The organism is Streptomyces sp. NBC_00316 (genome assembly GCF_036158715.1).
Classification (GTDB): domain Bacteria; phylum Actinomycetota; class Actinomycetes; order Streptomycetales; family Streptomycetaceae; genus Streptomyces.
On record NZ_CP108023.1, the window covers coordinates 3,687,789 to 3,710,581 of the forward strand.

At 71.6% G+C, this 22,793-nt stretch carries 22 protein-coding genes; 10 read left to right on the forward strand and 12 right to left on the reverse strand.

Going from position 1 to position 22,793, the window contains the following annotated elements; genetic code table 11:
• The first annotated feature begins 149 nt into the window (after nt 1-149).
• Nucleotides 150-1,499, forward strand: a complete 1,350-nt coding sequence (locus OG878_RS16280; protein ID WP_328887485.1) for an FAD-binding oxidoreductase — start codon at nt 150-152, stop codon at nt 1,497-1,499.
• A 154-nt stretch (nt 1,500-1,653) separates the two neighbouring features.
• Entirely contained in the window at nt 1,654-2,409 is a 756-nt protein-coding gene (locus OG878_RS16285) for a decaprenylphospho-beta-D-erythro-pentofuranosid-2-ulose 2-reductase (protein ID WP_328887486.1), read from the forward strand.
• A 140-nt stretch (nt 2,410-2,549) separates the two neighbouring features.
• Here OG878_RS16285 and OG878_RS16290 read toward each other — a convergent pair whose 3' ends face one another.
• The gene (locus tag OG878_RS16290; protein WP_328887487.1) at nt 2,550-3,140 is read right to left on the reverse strand and encodes a 2'-5' RNA ligase family protein; all 591 of its coding nucleotides are present in this window, start codon (nt 3,138-3,140) and stop codon (nt 2,550-2,552) included.
• 112 nt (nt 3,141-3,252) lie between these two features.
• Complete coding sequence (gene trpS, locus OG878_RS16295; protein ID WP_328887488.1) at nt 3,253-4,266, reverse strand: tryptophan--tRNA ligase; 1,014 nt, start codon at nt 4,264-4,266, stop codon at nt 3,253-3,255.
• Between the two features lie 232 nt (nt 4,267-4,498).
• On the opposite strand from trpS, the gene OG878_RS16300 reads away from it, so the two are divergent.
• The 4 genes from OG878_RS16300 to rocD all read left to right on the forward strand — a co-directional run bounded on the left by OG878_RS16300 (nt 4,499) and on the right by rocD (nt 8,236).
• Nucleotides 4,499-5,068 (forward strand): RNA polymerase sigma factor, encoded by a 570-nt coding sequence (locus tag OG878_RS16300; protein ID WP_328891261.1) that lies wholly within the window; start codon nt 4,499-4,501, stop codon nt 5,066-5,068.
• On the forward strand, nt 5,061-5,915 hold the full coding sequence (locus tag OG878_RS16305) for a hypothetical protein (protein ID WP_328887489.1): 855 nt from the start codon (nt 5,061-5,063) through the stop codon (nt 5,913-5,915). Before OG878_RS16300 ends, OG878_RS16305 begins: the two co-directional genes overlap by 8 nt.
• Before the next feature lie 157 nt (nt 5,916-6,072).
• A complete protein-coding gene (locus OG878_RS16310; RefSeq protein ID WP_328887490.1) occupies nt 6,073-6,918 on the forward strand; it encodes a hypothetical protein in 846 nt (281 codons plus the stop codon).
• A 112-nt stretch (nt 6,919-7,030) separates the two neighbouring features.
• Nucleotides 7,031-8,236, forward strand: coding sequence for an ornithine--oxo-acid transaminase (gene rocD, locus OG878_RS16315; RefSeq protein ID WP_328887491.1), 1,206 nt, complete (start codon nt 7,031-7,033; stop codon nt 8,234-8,236).
• Nucleotides 8,237-8,317: 81 nt separating this feature from the next.
• On the opposite strand, the gene OG878_RS16320 is transcribed toward rocD, so the two are convergent.
• The 3 genes from OG878_RS16320 to pdxR all read right to left on the reverse strand — a co-directional run bounded on the left by OG878_RS16320 (nt 8,318) and on the right by pdxR (nt 11,355).
• The gene (locus OG878_RS16320; protein WP_328887492.1) at nt 8,318-9,523 is read right to left on the reverse strand and encodes a glutathionylspermidine synthase family protein; all 1,206 of its coding nucleotides are present in this window, start codon (nt 9,521-9,523) and stop codon (nt 8,318-8,320) included.
• A 6-nt stretch (nt 9,524-9,529) separates the two neighbouring features.
• Nucleotides 9,530-9,805, reverse strand: a complete 276-nt coding sequence (locus OG878_RS16325) for a hypothetical protein (protein ID WP_277327934.1) — start codon at nt 9,803-9,805, stop codon at nt 9,530-9,532.
• 146 nt (nt 9,806-9,951) lie between these two features.
• Nucleotides 9,952-11,355 (reverse strand): MocR-like pyridoxine biosynthesis transcription factor PdxR, encoded by a 1,404-nt coding sequence (pdxR, locus tag OG878_RS16330; RefSeq protein WP_328887493.1) that lies wholly within the window; start codon nt 11,353-11,355, stop codon nt 9,952-9,954.
• Between the two features lie 47 nt (nt 11,356-11,402).
• Here pdxR and OG878_RS16335 point away from each other — a divergent pair, with 47 nt between their 5' ends.
• On the forward strand, nt 11,403-11,915 hold the full coding sequence (locus tag OG878_RS16335) for a carboxymuconolactone decarboxylase family protein (protein WP_328887494.1): 513 nt from the start codon (nt 11,403-11,405) through the stop codon (nt 11,913-11,915).
• Between the two features lie 58 nt (nt 11,916-11,973).
• Nucleotides 11,974-12,321 (forward strand): hypothetical protein, encoded by a 348-nt coding sequence (locus OG878_RS42280; protein ID WP_443049121.1) that lies wholly within the window; start codon nt 11,974-11,976, stop codon nt 12,319-12,321.
• 10 nt (nt 12,322-12,331) lie between these two features.
• On the opposite strand, the gene OG878_RS16345 is transcribed toward OG878_RS42280, so the two are convergent.
• The 4 genes from OG878_RS16345 to OG878_RS16360 form a co-directional block, all read right to left on the reverse strand.
• Nucleotides 12,332-13,321, reverse strand: coding sequence for a malate dehydrogenase (locus OG878_RS16345; RefSeq protein WP_277327930.1), 990 nt, complete (start codon nt 13,319-13,321; stop codon nt 12,332-12,334).
• Nucleotides 13,322-13,505: 184 nt separating this feature from the next.
• On the reverse strand, nt 13,506-14,642 hold the full coding sequence (locus OG878_RS16350) for a helix-turn-helix domain-containing protein (protein ID WP_328887495.1): 1,137 nt from the start codon (nt 14,640-14,642) through the stop codon (nt 13,506-13,508).
• Between the two features lie 474 nt (nt 14,643-15,116).
• Nucleotides 15,117-15,782, reverse strand: a complete 666-nt coding sequence (locus tag OG878_RS16355; RefSeq protein ID WP_328887496.1) for a DUF3017 domain-containing protein — start codon at nt 15,780-15,782, stop codon at nt 15,117-15,119.
• 29 nt (nt 15,783-15,811) lie between these two features.
• Nucleotides 15,812-16,687 carry a bifunctional methylenetetrahydrofolate dehydrogenase/methenyltetrahydrofolate cyclohydrolase gene (locus OG878_RS16360; RefSeq protein ID WP_328887497.1) on the reverse strand — a complete coding sequence of 292 codons (876 nt, stop codon included), beginning with the start codon at nt 16,685-16,687 and terminating at the stop codon, nt 15,812-15,814.
• Between the two features lie 237 nt (nt 16,688-16,924).
• On the opposite strand from OG878_RS16360, the gene OG878_RS16365 reads away from it, so the two are divergent.
• The gene (locus OG878_RS16365) at nt 16,925-17,527 is read left to right on the forward strand and encodes a hypothetical protein (RefSeq protein WP_328887498.1); all 603 of its coding nucleotides are present in this window, start codon (nt 16,925-16,927) and stop codon (nt 17,525-17,527) included.
• Nucleotides 17,528-17,621: 94 nt separating this feature from the next.
• Here OG878_RS16365 and purH read toward each other — a convergent pair whose 3' ends face one another.
• Complete coding sequence (gene purH / locus OG878_RS16370) at nt 17,622-19,175, reverse strand: bifunctional phosphoribosylaminoimidazolecarboxamide formyltransferase/IMP cyclohydrolase (RefSeq protein WP_328887499.1); 1,554 nt, start codon at nt 19,173-19,175, stop codon at nt 17,622-17,624.
• Nucleotides 19,162-19,827, reverse strand: a complete 666-nt coding sequence (gene purN, locus OG878_RS16375; RefSeq protein WP_328887500.1) for a phosphoribosylglycinamide formyltransferase — start codon at nt 19,825-19,827, stop codon at nt 19,162-19,164. Before purN ends, purH begins: the two co-directional genes overlap by 14 nt.
• 355 nt (nt 19,828-20,182) lie before the next feature.
• Here purN and OG878_RS16380 point away from each other — a divergent pair, with 355 nt between their 5' ends.
• Entirely contained in the window at nt 20,183-21,100 is a 918-nt protein-coding gene (locus OG878_RS16380) for a hypothetical protein (RefSeq protein ID WP_328887501.1), read from the forward strand.
• 11 nt (nt 21,101-21,111) lie between these two features.
• On the opposite strand, the gene OG878_RS16385 is transcribed toward OG878_RS16380, so the two are convergent.
• Entirely contained in the window at nt 21,112-22,773 is a 1,662-nt protein-coding gene (locus tag OG878_RS16385) for a cell division protein PerM (RefSeq protein WP_328891262.1), read from the reverse strand.
• Nucleotides 22,774-22,793 lie beyond the last annotated feature (20 nt).

Sequence of the window (22,793 nt, forward strand, 5' to 3'; positions counted from 1 at the left end):
GAAACCGATATGCGGGTCCCCACCGAACTCTTCTGGTCAAGCAAGGAAGTTCCGTGCCATAAACCGCTGACACTCTTTCAATCACCCATTTCGGTGAGTGTTGTAACAAATCCCTCAAAGGGGTTTTCTCGGGCGATACGGTCACCACCATGTCTGTCGACACCGTGTCCCTGGCCGGCTGGGGCCGTACCGCCCCGACGACCGCCCTGCGGTTCCGCCCTCGCACCTACGAGGAGGCGGCGGCCGCGGTACGTGGCTGCGGGCCCCGTGGTTCCATCGCGCGGGGGCTCGGCCGGGCCCACGGCGACGCGGCGCAGAACGCGGGCGGTTCCGTCCTCGACATGACCGCACTGAACCGGATCCGTACCGTCGACGCCGCCTCCGGACTGGTGGTGTGCGACGCGGGTGTGAGCCTGCACCGGCTGATGGAATTGCTGCTGCCGCTCGGCTGGTTCGTGCCGGTGACCCCCGCGACCCGTTACGTCACCGTGGGCGGCGCGATCGGCGCCGACATCCACGGCGCGAATCAGCATGTCTCCGGCTCCTTCTCCCGGCATGTACGGCACATGGAGCTGCTGACCGCGGATGGCACGGTCCACACGGTCCGGCCCGGCACCGCGCTGTTCGACGCGACCACGGGAGGCATGGGGCTGACCGGGGTGATCCTCTCGGCCACGCTCCAGTTCCACCCCGTCCAGACGTCACTGATGTGGGTCGACACCGAACGGACCGCCGATCTGGACGACTTGATGGCCCGGCTCACCGCCTCCGACCATCGCTACCGCTACTCGGCCGCCTGGATCGACCTGCTCGCCCGCGGCCGGGCGACGGGGCGCTCCGTACTCACGCGGGGGGAGCACGCGCCCCTGCACGTGCTACCGGCGCGCGCCCGGCGCACACCGCTCACGTTCCGCCCGGGCCGACTGCCCGCGGCTCCGCCGTTCGTACCGGACGGCCTGCTCGGCCGCACCTCCGTCGCCCTGTTCAACGAGTTCTGGTACCGCAGAGCCCCCAGGTTCCGCACCGGCGAACTCCAGAGGCTGTCCACGTTCTTCCACCCGCTGGACGGCGTACCGCACTGGAACCGGTGCTACGGCCGCGGCGGCTTCCTGCAGTACCGGTTCGTGGTCGGGCACGGACAGGAGCAGGCGATCCACCGGATCGTCCGGCGGATCGCGCAGCGGCGATGCCCGTCGTTCCTCGCCGTGCTCAAGCGGTTCGGGGACGGTGATCCCGGCTGGCTGTCCTTCCCGATGCCGGGCTGGGAACTCGCCCTCGATCTGCCGGCCTCGCTGCCGGGCCTGGCCCGCTTCCTCGACGGACTGGACGACGAAGTAGCAGCGGCGGGCGGGCGCGTCTGCCTGGCGGAGGACTCCCGGCTGCGCCCCGAGACGCTGGCCGCGATGTACCCGCGGCTGCCCGCGTTCCGGGCGCTGCGCACCAAACTGGATCCGGACGGAGCGTTCCGTTCGGATCTGTCGCGGCGGCTCGCACTCTGATCCCGGCCCCGTGCCCCCTGTCCCCCTCCCCCGGCTGATCCCCTGTCACGCCGCCCAGTCCTGCCTCGGGCCGGTCTCCTGCCTCAGCCCGTGACCCGTCTCCTGTCCCAGCCCCTGCCCCTCACTGTCCGCCGCCCCCGCTAGGAGTGTTTTCGTGAAGGACGCCTTCGGTGCCCCGCAGTCCCTGCTCGTTCTCGGCGGCACGTCGCAGATCGGGCTGGCCACCGCACGCCGCCTGATCGCCGGCCGCACCCGCACGGTCTGGCTGGCCGGCCGCCCCTCGCCGGAGCGGGAGGCGGCCGCGGCGGAACTGCGCGAACTGGGCGCGTACGTCCGAACAGTCGACTTCGACGCCCTCGACTCCGAGTCGCACGAGACGGCCCTCGGCAAGATCTTCACCGAGGGCGACATCGACATGGTGCTGCTCGCGTTCGGCATCCTCGGGGACCAGGCGCGCGACGAGGAGGAGCCGCTCTCCGCGGTTCGGGTCGCCCAGACCAACTACACGGGGGCGGTCTCCGCCGGTCTGGTGTGCGCCGGCGCACTCCAGGCGCAGGGACATGGATCGCTGGTGGTGCTGTCCTCCGTGGCGGGCGAGCGCGCCCGCCGCGCGGACTTCATCTACGGGTCGAGCAAGGCGGGCCTCGACGCGTTCGCCCAGGGGCTCGGGGACGCGCTGCACGGGACCGGGGTGCATGTGATGGTCGTGCGCCCCGGCTTCGTGCGGTCGAAGGCCATGGCGACGACGGCCGGGGCACCGCTCGCGACGACTCCTGAGGCGGTCGCGGACGCGATCGTGACGGGGCTGCGGCGGCGCTCGGAGACAGTGTGGGTGCCGGGGGCACTGCGGGTGGTCATGTCGGCGCTGCGGCATGTGCCGCGGCCGCTCTTCCGGCGGCTTGCGGTCTGAGCGGCCCGGTCACGGCCCACTCGTCACCGCCGAGCGGCCGCGTCGCGCTCACGGGCCCGAGGGGCTCTGTCACGGGGCCCCCTCCGATCGGTTCCGCTGCGGCACACGGCCCGGCAGACCCGCTACGGTGCCCGACGGCCTCAGGGGTGCAGGGACGGCTCGTCCACGGAGCTGCCGCCCTGCGCGGGCACGGCCGGCGTGCCGTCCCCGGCCCCGAACGCAAACTCGTTGATCTTGCGCCAGACCGCGTCCGCACCCTGCTCGTACAGCGCGAAGGAAGCGCACGTCCAGGACGCCTCGTAGTCGGAGAGCTCCTGGTACGCCCGGTCCATCGCCTCCTCGGCGATGTCGTGCGCCACGGTCACATGCGGGTGGTAGGGGAACTGCAGCTCGCGCACCAGCGGGCCGGACGCGTCCCGCACCCGCTTCTGCAGCCAGGCGCAGGCCGCCGCGCCCTCGACGACCTGGACGTAGACGACCGGCGACAGGGGCCGGAAGGTCCCCGTGCCGGACAGCCTCATCGGAAAGGGCCGGCCGCCCGTCGCGATCCCGGCGAGATGCCGTTCGACCGCGGGCAGGTCGGCCGCCTCGGCCTCGGTCGGCGGGAGAAGGGTGACGTGAGTGGGAATGCCGTATGCGGCAGGGTCCCCGAAGCTCGCGCGCCGCTCCTGGAGCAGGCTGCCGTAGGGCTCCGGGACCGCGATCGAAACGCCGAGCGTTACGGTCCCCACGTCGTTCTCCTCAATCTTCGAAGGTCGGTGGACGGCTTCACGCCGTCACCGGGATCTGTTTCCCGTCGCCAGTGTGACGCCTGCGGCCGCCATCCCGCCAGGGTCCTTGGACTCAGTGCTTCGCAGGCAGAAAGCCCATCCGGTCGTAGGTCAGCGCGAGGGTCTCGGCGGCCACCGCCCGGGCCTTCTCCGCCCCCTTGGCCAGGATCGAGTCCAGCGTCTCCGGGTCGTCGAGATATTCCTGGGTGCGGGTCCGGAACGGTGTGACGAACTCGACCATGACCCCTGCGAGGTCGGTCTTCAACGCACCGTAGCCCTTGCCCTCGTACTTCTGCTCCAGATCCGCGATACGGGTTCCGGTGAGGGTCGAGTAGACGGTCAGGAGGTTGCTGATGCCCGGCTTGTTCTCGGCGTCGTACCGGATGACCGTGTCCGTGTCGGTGACCGCGCTCTTGACCTTCTTGGCCGTGGTCTTCGGCTCGTCGAGGAGGTTGATCAGCCCCTTCGGGTTGGCCGTCGACTTGCTCATCTTCGACGACGGGTCCTGAAGGTCGAAGATCTTCGCCGTCTCCTTGAGGATGTACGGGTCCGGGATGGTGAAGGTCTCGCCGAACCGGCCGTTGAAACGCGTGGCGAGGTCGCGGGTCAGCTCGATGTGCTGGCGCTGGTCCTCGCCGACCGGGACCTGGTTGGCCTGGTACAGCAGGATGTCCGCGACCTGGAGGACCGGGTAGGTGAAGAGGCCGACGGTGGCCCGGTCGGCGCCCTGCTTCGCGGACTTGTCCTTGAACTGCGTCATCCGGGACGCCTCGCCGAAGCCGGTGAGGCAGTTCATCACCCAGCCGAGCTGGGCGTGCTCGGGGACGTGGCTCTGGACGAACAGCGTGCAGCGCTCCGGGTCGAGTCCGGCGGCGAGCAGCTGTGCGGCAGCGAGACGGGTGTTCGCACGCAGCTCGGCGGGGTCCTGCGGGACGGTGATCGCATGCAGGTCCACGACCATGTAAAAGGCGTCGTGGGACTCCTGCAGCGCCACCCACTGGCGGACCGCACCGAGGTAGTTGCCGAGGTGGAACGAGCCTGCGGTGGGCTGGATTCCGGAGAGCACGCGGGGGCGTTCAGAGGCCATGAAACTCATTGTCTCAGGTACGGAACCGATCTCCGGCAGCCGGTGTATGAAAGGTGTGAGGACGCAGGAGGGGGCCCTGCACGGGGGCCGGGAGGGGGGCCGCGCCGTCGACGACGAGGGTGCGGACCGCGCTCTCGGGCGTGCCGAGGGGCAGGTCGAGGGACGGACCGGGCAGCAGGCCGGGACTCGGGCCGAGGCGGCGGCGAGAGCGCCGGCCGAGGACGAGGCGGCGGTGATCGCACGTGTGCGCGCCGGGGAGGCGGAGGCATACGCGCAGCTGGTGCGCGCCCACACGGGCGTCGCCCTGCGGGCCGCGGTCGCTTTCGGTGCGGGGGCCGACGCGGAGGATGTGGTGCAGTCCGCGTTCTTCAAGGCGTATCAGTCGCTGGGCCGTTTCCGGGAGGGGGCGGCGTTCCGGCCATGGCTGCTGCGGATCGTGGTGAATGAGACGAGGAACACAGTCCGGTCGGCGGGCCGGGCGCGGGCGGTGGCCGGGCGCGAGGCGCTGTTCCAGGGTGCCGATCCGGCGATACCCGAGTCGGCGGATCCGGCGGTGGCGGCGCTCACAAGCGAGCGGCGGACGCTGCTGACGGCCGCGCTCGACGAGCTGAGCGAGGAGCACCGTCGGGTCGTCACGTACCGCTACCTGCTGGAGATGGACGAGGCGGAGACGGCACAGGCGCTGGGCTGGCCGCGGGGGACGGTGAAGTCCCGGCTGAACCGCGCACTGAGGAAGCTGGAGAAGAAGCTCGGGACGACCGCGGACGGGAGAGGGGCGGAAGGGGGTGAGGGGCATGAGTGACGTGGACCGGGGGCGTGGCGATGACCGGGCGCGCCTGCGGGCGGAGTTGCTGGCGCTGGGGCGCGGGATGGATGTGCCGGAGCGGGAACGGCGGAGCGACGGACCGACGATGGCCGAGCGGGTGCTGGCGCAGATCGTCGCGGAGGCGGTCCCGGTGCCGGTGCCCGTGCCTCCGGGGCGGCTGGAGCGGGCCGGCGCGTGGGTGCGGAGGCGGGTCCGCCTGCTGGTCGCGGCCCTCTCGGGGGTCCTGGTCGTGCTGGTCCTGACGCCACCGGTGCGGGCGACGGTCGCGGACTGGTTCGACTTCGGCGGCGTCGAGGTGCGGTACGACCCGTCCGCGCCGGCCCCCGAGCGGCCAGGTGCGCCGGTGCCGGGCTGCGGCACCCCTGTGACGCTGTCGGAGGCGGCGCGGCGGTCGGGTTTCCGGCCGGTCGTGCCGACGGCGCTCGGCGCACCGGAGGCCGTGGCCGTGACAGGGCTGCCGGAGGGCCGGTCGATGGTCACCCTGTGCTGGCGGGAGGACGGAAGGACGGTACGGGTCGACGAGTTCCTGTCGGCCCTGGATCCGTACTTCACCAAGCAGGTGCGGGAGCAGCCGGAGTGGCTGGGGATCGACGACGGCCACGGCGGCCGGGTGGACGGGCTGTGGTTCGCCCGGCCGCATGTGCTGCGCTTCGGCATGGTCGACGGGGACGGCATCCGGTGGACGCGGTCCCAACGGACGGCTGGGCCCACGCTGTTGTGGGTGCAGGACGATCGGCTGACACTGCGGCTGGAGGGCGTGGATGCGCGGGAGCGGGCCCGCGCGGTCGCCCGGTCCGCGCTCGGACGGGCCGGCGATCGATAGGCCCGGGATCGGTGGGTCCGGGATCGGTGGTCCGGGATCGGTGGGTCCGGGATCGGTGGGCGCCGGAGCGGAACCAGCGGGGCCCGAGCGGTGTATCAGAGGTGACGCGGTACGGACGGGCCGTACCGCACAGTGCGACAGGGCAAAAGGGGACGTCATGCGAAAGCCGGGGAGCCTGTTCATGCGAGGGCCGCGGGTGCGTTCCGATCAACGGCGCAAGGGCCGGTCCGGGCGGTGGCCGGGGGCACGGTTCCTGCGGCGGTCGGCCGTGCTGGCCGTGGTGTGGGGGCTGGGTCTCTGCCTCGCGCCGAGTGCGGTGGCCGGCGGATCGACGACCGTCCTCGTCTCTTCGCCCGAGAGCGGGGAGGTGACCGCACTCTCCGTCTCGGATCCGAGGTATGCCGAGCTGGAGGCCTTGCTGGGCCCGGCCGGAAAGGGCGCCAAGCAGCGGCCGCAGAGCGTGGACGCGGCGATGGGGACCCGGCAGATCAATGTGACCTGGATGGTCCTGGACATGGAGCCGATGCGGACCGACCGCGTCTTCCCGGGCGATGATCCGGACACCGTATGGATACACACGGCCTCCGAAGTCCCCTATACCTACCGTGGGTACTGGCACCGCGCGCAGAATCCGGCGAGGCTGGTCAAACTGTTCACGGAGCTCGGGCTGATGGGGAAGAGAAGCTACGAGCACGCGTACGCGAGCGTGTTCCCGCAGGCCTGGGGGAACACAAAGGTGTCCGCCCCGACGGACCCGTTGGCCGGCCTCGCATCGGAACCGGAGACTTCCTCGTCCGCTCCCCCGTCGGCTTCCGCGGACACCGCCAGGGCCGCCGGCTCCGCCGGCCGCTTCGACGGTGTGTGGTGGGCCGTGCCCGGGGTGGTGGCGGGGGCGGCGCTCGCTCTGGCCCTGCGGCCCCTGGTGGCCCGCCGGGGTGGCGGTGGCGGTGGCGGCTGGGGCGGCCGCGAGACCGGCCCACGTCAGCAGCTCCTGGACCTCTGACTGCGCAAACTCACGGGCGCGCCGTGAATTGAAGGTTTCCTCCCCGGAGATCCGACCGACGATACAAAGTGGGCACCACCCCAGCCCACGCCGCACGACGAACGGAGATCCCGTGTCGACCAGGGAAACTGCCATCGCCTCCGCCGAGGCGCACAGCGCACACAACTACCATCCGCTTCCGGTCGTCGTCGCCTCGGCGGAAGGCGCCTGGATGACCGACATCGAGGGCCGGCGCTACCTCGACATGCTCGCCGGCTACTCGGCGCTCAACTTCGGCCACGGCAACCGGCGACTGATCGACGCGGCCAAGGCTCAGCTGGACCGGGTGACGCTGACCTCGCGCGCCTTCCACCACGACCGGTTCGCGGACTTCTGTACGCAGCTCGCCGAGTTGTGCGGCATGGAGATGGTGCTGCCCATGAACACCGGGGCGGAGGCCGTGGAAACCGCGGTGAAGACCGCCCGCAAGTGGGGCTACCGGGTCAAGGGCGTCCCGGACGGCATGGCAAAGATCATTGTTGCGTCGAACAACTTCCACGGACGGACGACGACCGTCATCAGCTTCTCCACGGACCAGGAGGCACGGGCGGACTTCGGCCCGTACACCCCGGGGTTCGAGATCGTGCCGTACGGGGACCTGACCGCGATGCGTGCGGCCATGACGGAGAACACCGTGGCGGTGCTGCTGGAGCCGATCCAGGGCGAGGCCGGGGTGCTGGTGCCGCCGCCCGGCTATCTCCCCCAGGTGCGTGAGATGACCCGCGAGCGGAATGTGCTGTTCATCGCGGACGAGATCCAGTCGGGGCTGGGCCGGACGGGCAGGACGTTCGCCTGCGAGCACGAGGGCGTCGTACCGGACATGTATGTGCTCGGCAAGGCGCTGGGCGGCGGTGTGGTGCCGGTGTCGGCCGTCGTCTCGTCGGCCGCCGTGCTCGGGGTCTACCGGCCCGGTGAGCACGGCTCGACATTCGGCGGCAACCCGCTCGCCTGCGCGGTCGCGCTGGAGGTCATCGCGATGCTCCGCACCGGCGAATACCAGCAGCGGGCGAAGGAGTTGGGCGACCACCTCCACCAGGAGCTGGGGCTGCTGGTGGGCGGCGGCGCGGTGGACGCGGTGCGGGGCCGCGGGCTGTGGGCGGGCATCGACATCGCTCCGAGCCACGGCACGGGCCGGGAGATCTCCGAGAAGCTGATGGACCGCCGGGTACTGGTCAAGGACACCCACGGCTCCACGATCCGGATCGCCCCGCCCCTGGTGATCAGCAAGGAGGATCTGGACTGGGGCCTCGAACAGCTCCGCGAAGTACTGCGTGGGTGACGGAGCCGGGCCGGGACGGGCTGCGGGGCCCCGCAGCCGCTCCCCGGCCCCACCGGTCCGGGAGGGCTCAGGGACAGCCCGCTAAAGGATGACGTGGGGCAGGAAGCGTGCGTACTCGTCCGTGACGAGCCCCGCCGATTCCCGGATGCCGAGCCCTGCCGCCTCGTCCTCGACGACCCATGCGCCGAGCACCACACGGTTGCCGTCGAAATCCGGCAGCGGGGCCAGTTCCTGGTAGCAGCACGGTTCGTCGCGCAGCACCGCGGGGCTGCCCGGCTCATGGATCGTGACACCGGCGCCCTCACGGCCGAGCAGTGGCTTGGCGACATAGCCGGCGCACGGTCCGCTGCCCCCGTCCCCGTCCCCGGCCAGTTCGCGGGGGCCGTCGAGATAGGAGGGCAGCAGATTCGGGTGCCCCGGATAGAGCTCCCAGAGGATGGCCAGCAGCGCCTTGTTGGAGAGGAGCATCTTCCAGGCGGGCTCGATCCAGCAGGTGGTGCCCGTACCGCCGCCGTTGTCGAGGGTGTCCAGGACATGGGGGCCGAAGCGGTCGGTCGCCAGCCACTCCCAGGGGTAGAGCTTGAAGCAGCTGCGGATGAAGCGGAGCCGGGCGTCGACGAACCGTCCGGCCAGGCGGTCCCAGCCGATCTGCTCGATGGAGAGCGCCTCCGTATCGATCCCGGCCTGCTCGGCGGTCTCGCGCAGATACGCGACCGTCATCAGGTCCTCGCCGAGTTCGTCCCCCTCGGAGTGGGCGAAGTGCAGCGGTCCCGGTGGCAGCAGTGCGGCCTGCCGCTTCCATGCGGCGACGAGGCGTTCATGAAGGGAGTTCCACTGGTCGGCGTCCGGGAAGCGGTCCTCCATCCAGAACCACTGGGCGCTGGCGGCCTCCACGAGTGAGGTGGGGGTGTCGGCGTTGTACTCCAGCATCTTCGCCGGACCGCTTCCGTCGTAGCGCAGGTCGAACCGGCCGTACAGGGACGGCAGTTCGGCGCGGCGGTGCCAGGACTCGGAGATCAGGGCGACCAGTCGCCGGTCGGTGATGCCGAGGTCGGCGAAGCGGTCCTGCTCGACGATGTGCGCGGCGGCGGCCAGGCACATCGCGTGCAGTTCCTCGACGACGTCCTCCAGCGCCTCGACCTCGGGCAGCGAGAAGACGTAGTAGGCGCTCTCGTCCCAGTAGGGGCGCAGCGAGCCGTCCGGGTAGCGGGTCAGCGGATAGACGATCCCCTGCTCCTCGACGATCTCCTGCCAGCCGGGGCGCGGTTCGGTGGTGCGACGTTCCATGACCGGTCAGCCGCCGGCCGTACCGGAGCAGCCGAAGCCGCCGCGGTCGACGGCGGACTTGTCGAAGCTGCCGCCCTGGACCTTGCTGCCCTTGGAGCTGCCGCCGTAGTAGTAGTCGCCCTTGCCGCTGCTGCTCTTGCACTCGTAGCTCGGCAGCTTGGAGTGCGTGACCGGGTCCACGCACCGCTTGTCCGGTTCCGAGCCACAGGAAGTGATCGTCGCCGCGAGAACTCCCATGGAGCCGAGCACCACCGTGCTCGACCTCACCCTGCGCTTGGCCATGTTTCTTCTCCCCCGTCGTCCGGTTCGCGTCATAAAGCCGATCGTCAGATTAGAGGGCGGCTCGGAGCGGTGTGCACCGGGTGGCGTGCAGAGCGTCCGCGCAGATCCCCGTGCGCTCTTCGGACGATCTGCACCGGTGCCGGTCCTTACGGAAGTACGCGGCAGAGCGCTTCCAGGGCGCCGGTCCACGCGCTGTCCGTCGGGGTGCCGTAGCCGATGACCAGGGCGTCGCCGCCCGGCTCGGCGTCCGCGTGCCGGAAGCGGGACAGGCCCTCCAGGGCCAGCCCCTGCCAGGCGGCGGCCTGGATCACCGATCGTTCGGTGCCTTCGGGGAGTTCGAGTACGGCGTGCAGTCCGGCGGCGATCCCGCTGACGTGCAGGGCGGGGGCCCGTTCCGCGAGCGCCGCGACCAGCTGGTCACGGCGGCGCCGGTAGCGCAGCCGCATCGAGCGCACATGGCGGTCGTAAGCACCGGACTCGATGAACTCCGCGAGCGTCAGCTGGTCCAGTGCGCCCGATGCCCAGTCGACCTCCCCCTTGGCCTCGGCCACCTCGCCCACCAGCCCGTGCGGCAGCACCATCCAGGCCAGCCGCAGCCCCGGTGCCAGGGACTTGCTGGACGTCCCCATGTACACGACCCGCTCCGGGTCGAGGCCCTGCAGGGCGCCGACCGGCTGCCGGTCGTAACGGAACTCCCCGTCGTAGTCGTCCTCCAGGATCAGCCCGCCCGCACCGCGCGCCCAGTCGACCGCCGCGGCCCGCCGGTCCGGATGGAGCGGCACCCCCGTCGGGAACTGGTGCGCGGGCGTCAGCAGCACCGCACCCACCCCGCGCATCCCCGCCAGCTCCCCGGTCCGGGATCCGAGCCGGTCGAGCGGCAGACAGGGGGTGCGCAGTCCGGCCTCCCCGAGCAGGTTCCCGTGCACGTCCAGTCCGTACGACTCGACGGCCACCTCCCGCACCCGCCGCTGCCGCAGCACCTTCCCCATCAGCATCAGACCGTGGACGAATCCGGAGCAGATCACGATCGTCTCCGGGTCCGCATGGACACCGCGCGCCCGGGCCAGATAGCCGGCCAGCACGGTGCGCAGCTCGATGCGCCCGCGCGGATCGCCGTATCCGAAGGCATCGTTGGGTGCGGCGGTCAGGGCGCGCCGGGACGCCTTGAGCCAGTCGGCGCGCGGAAACGTCGAGAGGTCGGGCGAACCGGCCCTCAGGTTGTAGGCGGGCCCGCGCCGCACCGGCCCGGACCGCGGCGCCGTCGTGGCCGACCGGCGTGGCTCGGCGCGCTGCGCGACCCTGGTGCCGGAACCCTGCCGGGCGGTGAGCCACCCCTCGGCGACCAGTTCGGCGTAGGCGTCGGCCACGGTGTTCCGGGCGATCCCCAAATCGGCGGCGAGCGTACGGGACGACGGAAGCCGGGTCCCCGGCGTCAGCCGCCCGCTCCGTACGGCCTCTCGCAGCGCGTCCATCAGCCCGGCCCGCAGCCCCGCCGCACCGGCCGGGTCGATATGCAGGTCGGCCCCGAAAGTGGACCAGGGATCTGTCATGGAAATGGACCATACCCGTGTGCCATCGGCCCCGTAGCGTCGTAGGCATGACGACGAACGAACACAGCCACCCGGCCTCCGACCGCGCCCCCGAACGCAGCCCGCGCCTGCACTGGGCCCAGCTCGCCCCCGATGTCTACAAGGCCATGGTCCGGCTGGACGCGGCGGCCCGTAAGGGCCTCGATCCGCTCCTCCTCGAGCTGGTGAAGATCCGCACCTCGCAGCTGAACCACTGCGCGTTCTGCCTCGACATGCACAGCAAGGACGCACTCGCGGCGGGCGAGTCCGTCGAGCGGATCATCCAGCTCAGTGCGTGGGAGGAGTCACAGCACTTCTACACGGAGAAGGAGATCGCGGCGATCGAGCTGACGGAGGCCGTGACGGTCCTGACTGACGGTTTCGTGCCGGACGAGGTGTACGAGAAGGCCGCAAAGCACTTCGAGGAGGCCGAGCTGGCCCAGCTGATCGCCGCCATCACGGTGATCAACGCCTGGAACCGGTTCGGTGTGACCACCCGTATGGCCCCCGGTCACTACACCCCCGGCGGCATCAAGCACTGATCGGACCGAGCGGCACAGCGCTGCCGTCCTTCGCCCCGCTCCCCCGACGAATCCCGCGATGACCGTGTCCGCCTTCCGCGACCTGGACCACGGCCGCATGCCCGGCGACCCTCCGGACCTCCCCGGCCGGTGGGCCGCGGCAAGCGCCCGGGTCTTCGCCGACACGGGTCTCCCGGCGCCCGCCGCCCCGCTCGGGTACGAGGACGAGGCGACACCGGCAACCGCACGCACCCCGCGCGGCCTCGGCGAACCGGGGCCGCCGGGATCACGTTCGGCCCCGGTCTGCAGCGCCAGGCCATGGCAGCCGTACGGGAGATCGCCGACCGGCTGTACGCGGGGCAGCCGGCACCGCGTACGCCACCGCCCCCGGCAGCAGACGCTGGCGGGGGCGGTGGTGTACGCGTGAGGCGTACGGATCAGATCAGGCCGAGCTCGCGCACCGCGTCGCGCTCCTCGGCGAGCTCCTGCACCGACGCGTCGATGCGCGCACGGGAGAACTCGTTGATGTCCAGGCCCTGGACGATCTCGTACTTGCCGTCCTTCGTGGTGACCGGGAAGGACGAGATGAGGCCCTCGGGCACGCCGTAGGAGCCGTCCGACGGAATACCCATCGAGGTCCAGTCGCCCTCGGCGGTGCCGTTCACCCAGGTGTACACGTGGTCGATGGCGGCGTTGGCGGCCGAGGCCGCCGAGGACGCGCCACGGGCCTCGATGATCGCGGCGCCGCGCTTGGCGACGGTCGGGATGAAGGTGTCGGCCAGCCACGCCTCGTCGTTGACGAGCTCGGCGGCGTTCTTGCCCGCGATCTCCGCGTGGAAGATGTCCGGGTACTGGGTCGCCGAGTGGTTGCCCCAGATCGTCAGCTTCTTGATGTCGGAGACGGCGGCACCGGTCTTGGCGGCCAGCTGCGAGATCGCGCGGTTGTGGTCCAGGCGGGTCATCGCGGTGAAGCGCTCGGCCGGTACGTCCGGGGCGGCGGCCTGCGCGATGAGGGCGTTGGTGTTGGCCGGGTTGCCGACGACGAGGACCTTGATGTCGTCCGCGGCGTTGTCGTTGATGGCCTTGCCCTGCGGCTTGAAGATGCCGCCGTTGGCGGAGAGCAGGTCGCCGCGCTCCATGCCCTTCGTGCGGGGGCGGGCACCGACGAGCAGGGCGACGTTCGCACCGGCGAAGCCGACGTTGGCGTCGTCCGTGATCTCGATGTTGCGCAGCAGCGGGAAGGCGCAGTCGTCGAGCTCCATCGCGGTGCCCTCGGCGGCCTTCAGACCCTGCGGGATCTCCAGGAGACGCAGGTTGACCGGCACGTCCGGGCCGAGCAGGTGGCCGGAGGCGATGCGGAAGAGCAGCGCGTAGCCGATCTGGCCGGCTGCGCCGGTCACGGTGACATTCACGGGAGTGCGGGTCATGGCGATCTCCGTTAGACAGCTGGCGGTGGGGGTCCCTGCCCCTGGTGCTGGACATCCCTGAATCTTGATGTGAAGAGATATCCAGCGTCAGGCTATCCGACCCGGAACCTCCCGGCCGCCCGCCCCCCTGTGGCACCGCACACAACCGGTCACGCAGCGCTCACCACGACCCGCGCTCCCTCGTTCATTCGGCCGAAGCGGTGGTGCATCCCTTCGTGCCGGCGGCGAGCACGGCGCAGGCCCTGGCGTCCGCGGCCTTCTTCACGGCGACCATGGGGGTGTACGCGTCCGTGTCCGCGTCCGGCTCCACCGTGCCGTCCTTCCCCGCGACGCCACCTGCGGATATCCGCACCGTGTCGCCCCGCGTGGCGTTGGTGATACGGCCCCATGCCGCGCCGCACGTCTCGCTGTAGCGCACCTCGACAAGGCTTCCGCCGACCGTGACGCCGGCGACCGTTCGGGCGAACCGGCCACCGCAACCCATCTTCTCCGGGTCCCGTCCCGTGCAGTCGGCATCGCTGCACTTGACGCCGTCCGGCAGTCCGGGCGCGCCGGTCGTCGGTGACGCGGAGGGGGACGAGATGGCGCTGGACTTCTTGTCGTCGCCGTCGCCGCCCAGGCCGGTGAGGAGTACCGCGGCGGCCGTCACCAGCAGGGCGCCCACCACGCCGGCGAGGATCACGGTCCGCCTGCGGCGGTCGGCCGGCTTCCGCTGCCCGTCGCCGAGTTGCGCCTGCGGTCGCTGCACGCCGGCATCGGGTCCGTATCCGCCTGCGTACCCGTGCGCACGCCCGTCCGCACCGCCGGCCGCGTCTGCCGCACCAGGGCGTACCTGCGGCTGCCGCGGCACGCGCGGCACGTTCCCCCGCTGAGTCGGTACGGACGGTGCGCGGCCCCCGCCGACCGCACCCCCGTCCGGGCCCGTGTCCGTCACCGTGGCGGCGGGCGGGCGGCTTCCGCCACTGTCCGCCGGGGCCGGTCCGAACTCGCCGAGCGCCGCCCGCGCCTGGGCTATCCGGATGCCCTCCATCGTCATGTCGTGACGCATCTCGGCACGGCTCCAGGACCGCTCCGCCAGCTCCCACATGGTGGTCAGATGCACCTGGTCGGTGCCCGTGGCCTCGGCGAGTGCGACGATCGCCCCTCTCGGCGCGAGCAGCCGCCCGTTCAGATAGCGCTCCCACGACGTCCTGCTGTAGCCCGTGCGGTCGGCCACCGCGGCGACGCCCAGCCCGCTGCGGTCGATGAGTCTGCGCAGCTGACCGGCAAACTCCCTGACCTGCGGGTCGAGTTCATCCGGTAGCGCCTTCCAACGAGGCATCACTTCCCCCTCAGTCCCCCGAGCGTGCCTGTTGCGCCCCGCCCTGTCGTTCCCCCTGTGCCGATACGGCGGTCCACCGTTTCGGACTACCCAGGACGATGCGCGAAGGAAGACGTTCAGTTCCCGGGATGAGAGCGCACGGGGGCATTCACGAATGCGGCGCGCCCCGTCGCACGCCCCCCCGCCCGGCATGTGCCGTGGCGTTCCGTCACCGTTGCGCGGCGATCACACCGTGGCGGAATGGTCACCTCCGTGCCACAGGCCACCGGGGTGCCTTGAACCGTCGCCCCCCCGTCGACGAGGCTGGATCCTGTCGGGGCAAGGCGGCCCAACTCGCCACATTCCGGGGCCTCTTCGCTCCCGTGGGCCCCGACCGCAGGTGTCCGTCCCTTCTCGGGGGAGGGGACGGACACCGCCCGTGATGCATCCCGGCGCGCCCGGCATGCGCTCGGCGCACCCGGAGCCGTACGGATGTCAGCGGATCGTGAAGCGGACCGCGTGCTCCAGGAACGGGACGTCCAGCCACGGCTTGGGCTGCGCCACGAGCGCGAGCAGCACGATCAGAACGCCCAGCAGCCCGTACGTCACCAGGTCGGTGAACCGGGACCGGACCGCCAGCATGCCCACCGACGCCACCGCGCAGCGCAGCACGGCGCCACCGATGAGGGCCACACCGATCAGTATCGTGCCGATCCTGAAGGCCTCGGCGAAGGGGTTGACCGCCACGATCAGCAGGCCGATCCCGGCCGTGCAGAGCACGGCCAGCAGCGGCCACTGACGGGCCGGGGCGGGCGCGTCCCCGGACGCCGCCCTGCCTCCGCCCTCGGGCCGCGCGGTGTCCCGGGTGAACGAGGGGAACCGCCGCGACGAGCGGGGGGTGGCCTGCGGACCGCCGCCAGGGGCGGGGTCACCGTCGTCCGGGCCGCGGGCCGTGATCCCGGCGTCCGGGGCCTCGGCGTCCGCGCGTTCCGCGTCCGGGCCCTCGGCGGCGTGGCCCTCCACCGCTGCGGCAACGCCCTCATCCGGCACACCCTGCGCACGCGCACCCCTGCCCGCGCCGCGTGCGCCCGCACCCGGCGGCACCGGAAGCGTCCGGTCCGCCGCGGCGGCCGGGTCTGCCGGACTCGTACCAGCACCCATGGGGTTCCCTTCGGATCGGGTCGGTCGGCTCAGTCGGCGACGGAAGCCGCGGCAGCCGCGTCCCGCTCGGCCGCCTCGACCACGTTGACGAGCAGCTGCGCACGGGTCATCGGGCCGACACCGCCCGGGTTCGGGGAGATCCATGCGGCGACCTCGGCCACACCGGGGTGCACATCGCCGACGATCTTGCCGTCCTCGTCCCGGCTGACACCGACGTCGAGCACGGCCGCGCCCGGCTTCACGTCCTCGGGCCTGATGATGTGCGGCGAGCCCGCCGCGGCGACGATGATGTCGGCCTGCTTGAGCTGGGCGGACAGGTCACGCGTGCCGGTGTGGCACTGGGTGACGGTGGCGTTCTCGGACTTGCGGGTCAGCAGCAGCGGGATCGAGCGGCCGATTGTGACACCGCGGCCGACGACCACGACATGCGCGCCGTTGATCTCGACGTCGTGGTGGCGGAGCAGCTGGACGACGCCCTGCGGGGTGCACGGCAGCGGGCCCGTCTCGTTGAGGACGAGCCGGCCGAGGTTCATCGGGTGCAGACCGTCGGCGTCCTTGGCCGGGTCCATCAGTTCCAGGACACGGTTGGTGTCGATGCCCTTGGGGAGGGGCAGCTGCACGATGTAGCCCGTGCATTCGGGGTTGTCGTTGAGCTCCCGTACGACGTCCTCGATCTCCTCCTGGGTGGCGGTGTCGGGGAGTTCGCGCTGGATGGAGCCGATGCCGACCTGCGCGCAGTCACGGTGCTTTCCGTTCACGTACCACCGGCTGCCCGGGTCGTCCCCGACGAGCAGGGTGCCGAGACCAGGGGTGATGCCCCGGGCCTTGAGGGCCGCCACGCGGACGGTGAGATCGGACTTGATCGCGGCTGCGGTGGCCTTGCCATCGAGAATCTGGGCAGTCATAGTGCCCATCCTCGCGGATGACCCCGCCCGCATACCAATTCTGGGTGTCCACGATGGCCATCAGGTTGCGCTTGCACAACACATACGGCAATCGGCTGGACAAAAACCCGATGTCAAGACGACGATGAGCCGCGCAGTATCGCGGGCAGTGCCGGGGGGACAGGCCGTTCTGATTGCGCATTTCTCCTCCGCTCGGACCGCATCGTCCCCGCACTTTGACGACGGAGGAATTTCGCCATGAGCTTCGGCGACCCCAACAACCCCTATGGCCAGCAGCAGGGCGGGCAGCCGGGCGGGCAGCCGGGCTACGGCTACCCGCAGCAGGCCCCGCAGGGCGTGCCGCAGCAGGGCTACGGCTACCCGCAGGCCCCGCCCGTCCAGCAGTTCGGTCCCGGCTTCGGCGGGCCGCTGGAGATGCCGGGCGGCGTGAAGGCGGCCCGCATCATGCTCTACGTGATCGCCGGTTTCCAGCTGATCGGTGCGATTCTCTTCGTGCTCTCCGCCGTGGCCGTGAACGCCGCCAAGAACGACGCGACGCTCAAGGACGACGTGCAGTTCCAGCAGCTCGCGGACTACTCGGGCGGCGCTCTGTGGGGCCTGTCGGTTCTCGTCCTGCTGTGGGGCGTCCTGGCCGTGTTCCTCGCCGCGAAGTTCGGCAAGGGTGGCAACGGCATCCGTGTCACCGCGATCGTGTTCGGCTCGATCACCGCGCTGCTCGGCATCTACCCGTTCATCGTGGTCGGTCTCGTCCACACGGTGCTCTCGATCCTGATCATCGTCTTCGTCGCGAGGGCCGACGGCAGCGCCTGGTTCAACCGCCAGCAGCAGCCGCAGTACTGATCCGCTCAGGACGGGCCGGCAACGGCCGGCCTCTCGAACAGCGCAGAGGGCGCCCCCGGAGACCAGCTCCGGGGGCGCCCTCTTTGCATGCCGCTCAGTGGAAGAAGTGCCGCGTACCCGTGAAGTACATCGTCACGCCCGCCTGCTTCGCGGCCTCGACGACCAGCTCGTCACGGACCGAACCGCCGGGCTGGGCCACGGCCTTGATGCCGGCCGCGGTGAGGATCTCCAGGCCGTCGGGGAACGGGAAGAACGCGTCCGAGGCGGCGTATGCACCGCGTGCGCGCTCCTCGCCCGCCCGCTCGACGGCGAGCTTCGCGGAGTCGACGCGGTTGACCTGGCCCATGCCGACGCCGACCGAGGCGCCGCCCTTGGCGAGCAGGATCGCGTTGGACTTGACCGCGCGGCAGGCCTTCCAGGCGAAGGCGAGCTCGGCGAGCTCGTCCTCGGAGAGTGCCTCACCGGTGGCGAGGGTCCAGTTGGCCGGGTCGTCGCCGTCGGCCTGGAGCCGGTCGGTGACCTGGAGCAGCGCGCCGCCGTCGATCGGCTTGACCTCGACCGTGGAGGTCGGGGCGTCGGGGCAGCGCAGCACGCGGATGTTCTTCTTGCGGGCCAGGATCTCGACCGCACCGTCCTCGTACGCCGGGGCGACGATGACCTCGGTGAAGATCTCCGCGACCTGCTCGGCCATGGCGACCGTCACCGGACGGTTGACGGCGATGACCCCGCCGAACGCCGACAGCGGGTCGCAGGCGTGGGCGTTGCGGTGCGCCTCGGCTACGTCGTCGGCGATCGCGATGCCGCACGGGTTGGCGTGCTTGATGATCGCGACGCACGGCTCGGCGTGGTCGTACGCGGCACGGCGCGCGGCGTCCGTGTCCGTGTAGTTGTTGTACGACATCTCCTTGCCGTGCAGCTGCTCCGCCTCGGCCAGACCACCGGAGCCGGAGGTGTACAGCGCGGCGGGCTGGTGCGGGTTCTCGCCGTACCGCAGGACGTTGCTCCGCTCGTACGTCGCACCGAAGAAGTCGGGGAAGCCCGAGTCGTCGGCGGCGGCGTAGTCGTCCGCGAACCAGGAGGCGACGGCCACGTCGTACGCGGCGGTGTGCTGGAACGCCTCGGCGGCGAGCCGCTTGCGGGCGGTCAGGTCGAAGCCGCCGGCCTTCACCGCGGCGAGGACGTCGGCGTACCGCCCGGGGCTGGTGACGACGGCCACGGACGGGTGGTTCTTGGCCGCGGCGCGGACCATCGACGGGCCGCCGATGTCGATCTGCTCCACGCACTCGTCGTCGGAGGCACCCGAGGCGACGGTCTCCTTGAACGGGTACAGGTTGACGACCACGAGGTCGAAGGGCTCGACGCCCAGCTCGGCGAGCTGCTCACGGTGGGCGTCCAGGCGCAGGTCGGCGAGGATGCCGGCGTGGACGCGGGGGTGCAGCGTCTTCACGCGGCCGTCGAGGCACTCGGGGAAGCCGGTGAGCTCCTCGACCTTGGTGACCGGCACACCGGCAGCGGCGATCTTCCCTGCGGTCGAGCCGGTCGAGACGAGTTCGACACCCGCCTCGTGCAGACCGCGGGCGAGGTCTTCGAGCCCCGTCTTGTCGTAGACACTGACCAGGGCGCGGCGGATGGGCTTATTCACCGACATGACCGAGATGAACCTTTCGTCCCTCAATGCGATAGCCGTTACGGGCGAGCCGCCCCACGACCTCGACGAGCAGCTTGCGCTCGACTTCCTTGATGCGTTCATGGAGAGCGGCTTCGCCCTCCGGCGTGTCCTCTTCGGTCACCTCGACCACGCCCTGCGCGATGATCGGACCGGTGTCGACGCCGTCGTCGACGAAGTGGACGGTGCACCCGGTGACCTTCGCGCCGTAGGCGAGGGCGTCACGCACCCCGTGGGCACCGGGAAAGCTGGGGAGCAGGGCGGGGTGGGTGTTGACGAACCGGCCGCCGAACTCGGCGAGGAACCGCTTGCCCACGATCTTCATGAAGCCCGCGGACACCACGAGGTCCGGGCGGTGCGCGGCGGTGGCGGCGGCGAGGGCCGCGTCCCACTCCTCGCGGCTGGCGTAGTCCTTGACCTTGCAGACGAAGGTCGGCAGTCCGGCACGCTCCGCCCGCTCCAGACCGACGATGTCGTCGCGGTCGGCGCCGACCGCGACGACCTGGGCGCCGAAGCCCGCGGGGTCGTCGCCGATCGCGTCCAGCAGGGCTTGGAGGTTCGTACCGGAACCGGAGACCAGCACGACCAGACGGGCCGGAGCGGCGGCGGAGGGCGGGGACGGCGGGGAGGCCACGGCTGGGCCCTTTCTCACGAGGTGAAGCCGAACGACGCTGTCGGTAGATCGCTCTTTGTGTGGTCGTACGAAAGAATCGCGCCCCTCGATACGGGGAACCCTACGAAGGGGCCGACCGTCAGCAACGATACCGGCACATCGGCCGACCCCCACGAGATGGGGGTGAGGGTCCGGTTCCACGGACAGATCCAAGGAAGACGACCGCAAGATCGAAGAGGTGAGCGGGCCGAGCGGAGGAGATCGGCCTCCTGCGCCGCACTCCCAGCTTTCGGCGCCTCCTGGCCGGGAGGTAGCGTCTGGGACAGCGAACCGTCCGTCAGGGCGGAAATGACGAGACGGGGAAGACGTTCACCACATGCCGGACCGACGCCGCCACACCGCCCTCCGCCATCCGCTGCCTGAGCGCGCCTCATTGCTGCTGAGGGAACGCCGGTCGCCGACAGGCTCCTCCTCCTCGAATCCTTCGGGTTCCTCCGGCCAGGACGACAACCCGTTCGCCGCACCGCCGGAGCACCGCCCGGACCAGCCGTGGCGCCCGCGCCACCCGTCCGGCGGCAGCGGGAACGGCAACGGGAACGACGGCTCGGACGGAAACGGTGACGGGTCTCCCGAGGGCGGACCCTCCGACGACCGGCCCGTCTGGGGCAGCCAGTGGAGCAGCCACCAGCCGGGCCGCCAGAGCGGCGGCTTCGGCGGCCGGCCGGGCGGCCAGGGCGGTCCGAACGGCCCCGGGGGCCAGGGCGGCCCCGAGGGCAACCCCGGCGGGCTGCGCTGGGACCCGACCGACCCCGCCCAGCGCCGCGCTCGCTACGCGCTGCTCTCCGGCATGTGGGCCTTCTTCTTCGCGATCTTCGACTTTCCGGAGATCGCCCTGCTGCTCGGCGCACTCGCCGTGTACTGGTCGATCAGCTCGCTGCGCGCCAAGCCGAGGAGCGCGACCGCGACGGACGGCAGCGCCGGGGCCGCCGCCTCCCCTTCCGCTTCCGCCGCCGGCCCCGCTTCCGGTTCCGCACCGGCCGGGGTCCCGGCTCCCGGAGCCCGGCCCGCCGCCCCGTACACACAGGGCCCGGGCAGGCCGCAGACGACGGCCGCGGTCAGCGGCCTCGTCACGGCGCTGCTCGCGCTCTCGATCGTCGCCATGACGTTCACCGTGCAACTGGTCTACCGCGACTACTACACCTGCGTGAACGACGCCCTCACCAAGTCCGGACAGCTGGCCTGCAACGACCTGCTGCCGAAGCCGCTGGAGCCGTTCTTCGGCGTCAGGAACTAGCACGCCCCGCTTCACGACGTCGGACCGGCCTCCGGAGGCCGGTCCGACGTCGTTTCGGGGGCCTTGAGGAGCGGTTCCCAGACGGAGTCCCCGGCCGCTCGCGCGTGCCACGGATCGGTCGGCAGGAAGTCGTACGGCTCACGGCCCGCATCCTTCTCGTGCCGGGGCGCCCGGCCGGGCACGGGCCCTGCGGGCGGCAGAGAGGGCAGGGAGGCCGGTACGGCCGCGGATCCGGTTCCGGTCCCGGATCCTCTTCCGGTTCCGGTGGTGGGGCCGGGCTCCGCTCCTGCGGGCTCGTCGTCGCGCCGACGCCTGCGCCACCACCGCCGGCCACGCGTCGGCTGCTCCGGAACCTCCGCGTCCGCCTGGGCGGGGATCGCCGCCCAGGCGGCTGCAACCCCCTCGGCGCTGCCGCGCTCCCGCAGCCGCCACCCCCTCAGCAGCAGCGCCCCGGGCACCCCGAGCAGCGCGGTCCACGCCGTCGCCGCCGCCCCCGTGAGCCACCACACCGGCCCGAACTCCGCCAGCGCCCCGGTCCCCAGCGGACCACCCGCCGCCGCGGTCAGCACCGCCGTACCGACGCCGCATCCCACCGCCGCCAGGGCAGCCGTCAGCGCGGTCCCGCGCCGGCTCCACGTCCCCTCGTCCAATACGTCACAGGCGGGCACGGCCCACCGTGCGGTGAACCAGGCGATCGCCACCCCGGCCGCGACCGGCACCGCCGCAGCCGCCCAGTTCGGGACCGTCCCGGGGCCGTGCGCCGGCACCGCGGCCAGCAGAGGGAAGTCCGGCACCGCCGGGCGCCCGGTGAGGGCGAGCGGGGTGGCCGTGGACGCCGTACCGAGCGCGAAGCCCGGCCCGAGCCCGTACGCCGCACCCCACATCGCCGCGTTCGGCACGAGGACCAGCGCGAGCAGCAGCACGGCGCACCGGCCCGCCCAGTCGCCGGAAAGCCCCAGGAACGACTCCTGAACGCGCTCGGCATGCCACACCAGCGCCGTAGCGACCAGCAGCGCACCACCGCCCAGCAACACGGCAGTCCCGGCCGCAGCCGACCGGAGCACCGCCTCCGCCCGCTCCGCGAACCGCGGCCGTGCCGGCGACTCGCGCAGCCGCTTCGGAGCCCAGGAAGGCGGCCCGACCGGGCAGCCGGCCCCCGTCCACACCCCGGCCGCCACCGCCCCCGCCACCACCGGAACCAGCGGGAACAGGAGCGAGAACGGCCGCGCGGCCATCGGGCCGCCCTTCGCGTAGAGCGCGACAACCGCCGCGACCAGCAGATATCCGCCCGTCACCAGGCAGAAGGCACTGCCTGCGGAGGGCGCGGCGCGCCCCTCGTCGGGCTCCATCACATCGTGGGCCGCCCGGTACACCAGCCACGCCAGCACCGCGGTGAGGAGAAGGGGAATGATCCCGACAGGAGCGGGGGCGCCGCTCAGGGTGTCGGTTCTGACGAGATCGGCACCGTGGGAGAGCAGCCAGATCCCGGCCGCGGCGTTGAAGGCGCCGCCAGGGCCGCTGTCGGGGGCCGGGGAGCTGATCCACACCGCCATGACGAGCACGGAGAGCGAGGCGAGCCCGAGCCCCGCGGCAAGCGCGCCCCGCAGAAAGGCGGAGACCAGCACGGCGGACCGGCCCTGTTCCGTCGACAACGACGGGGTGCGTTCGGTCATTTGGGTCACACGGCAATGCT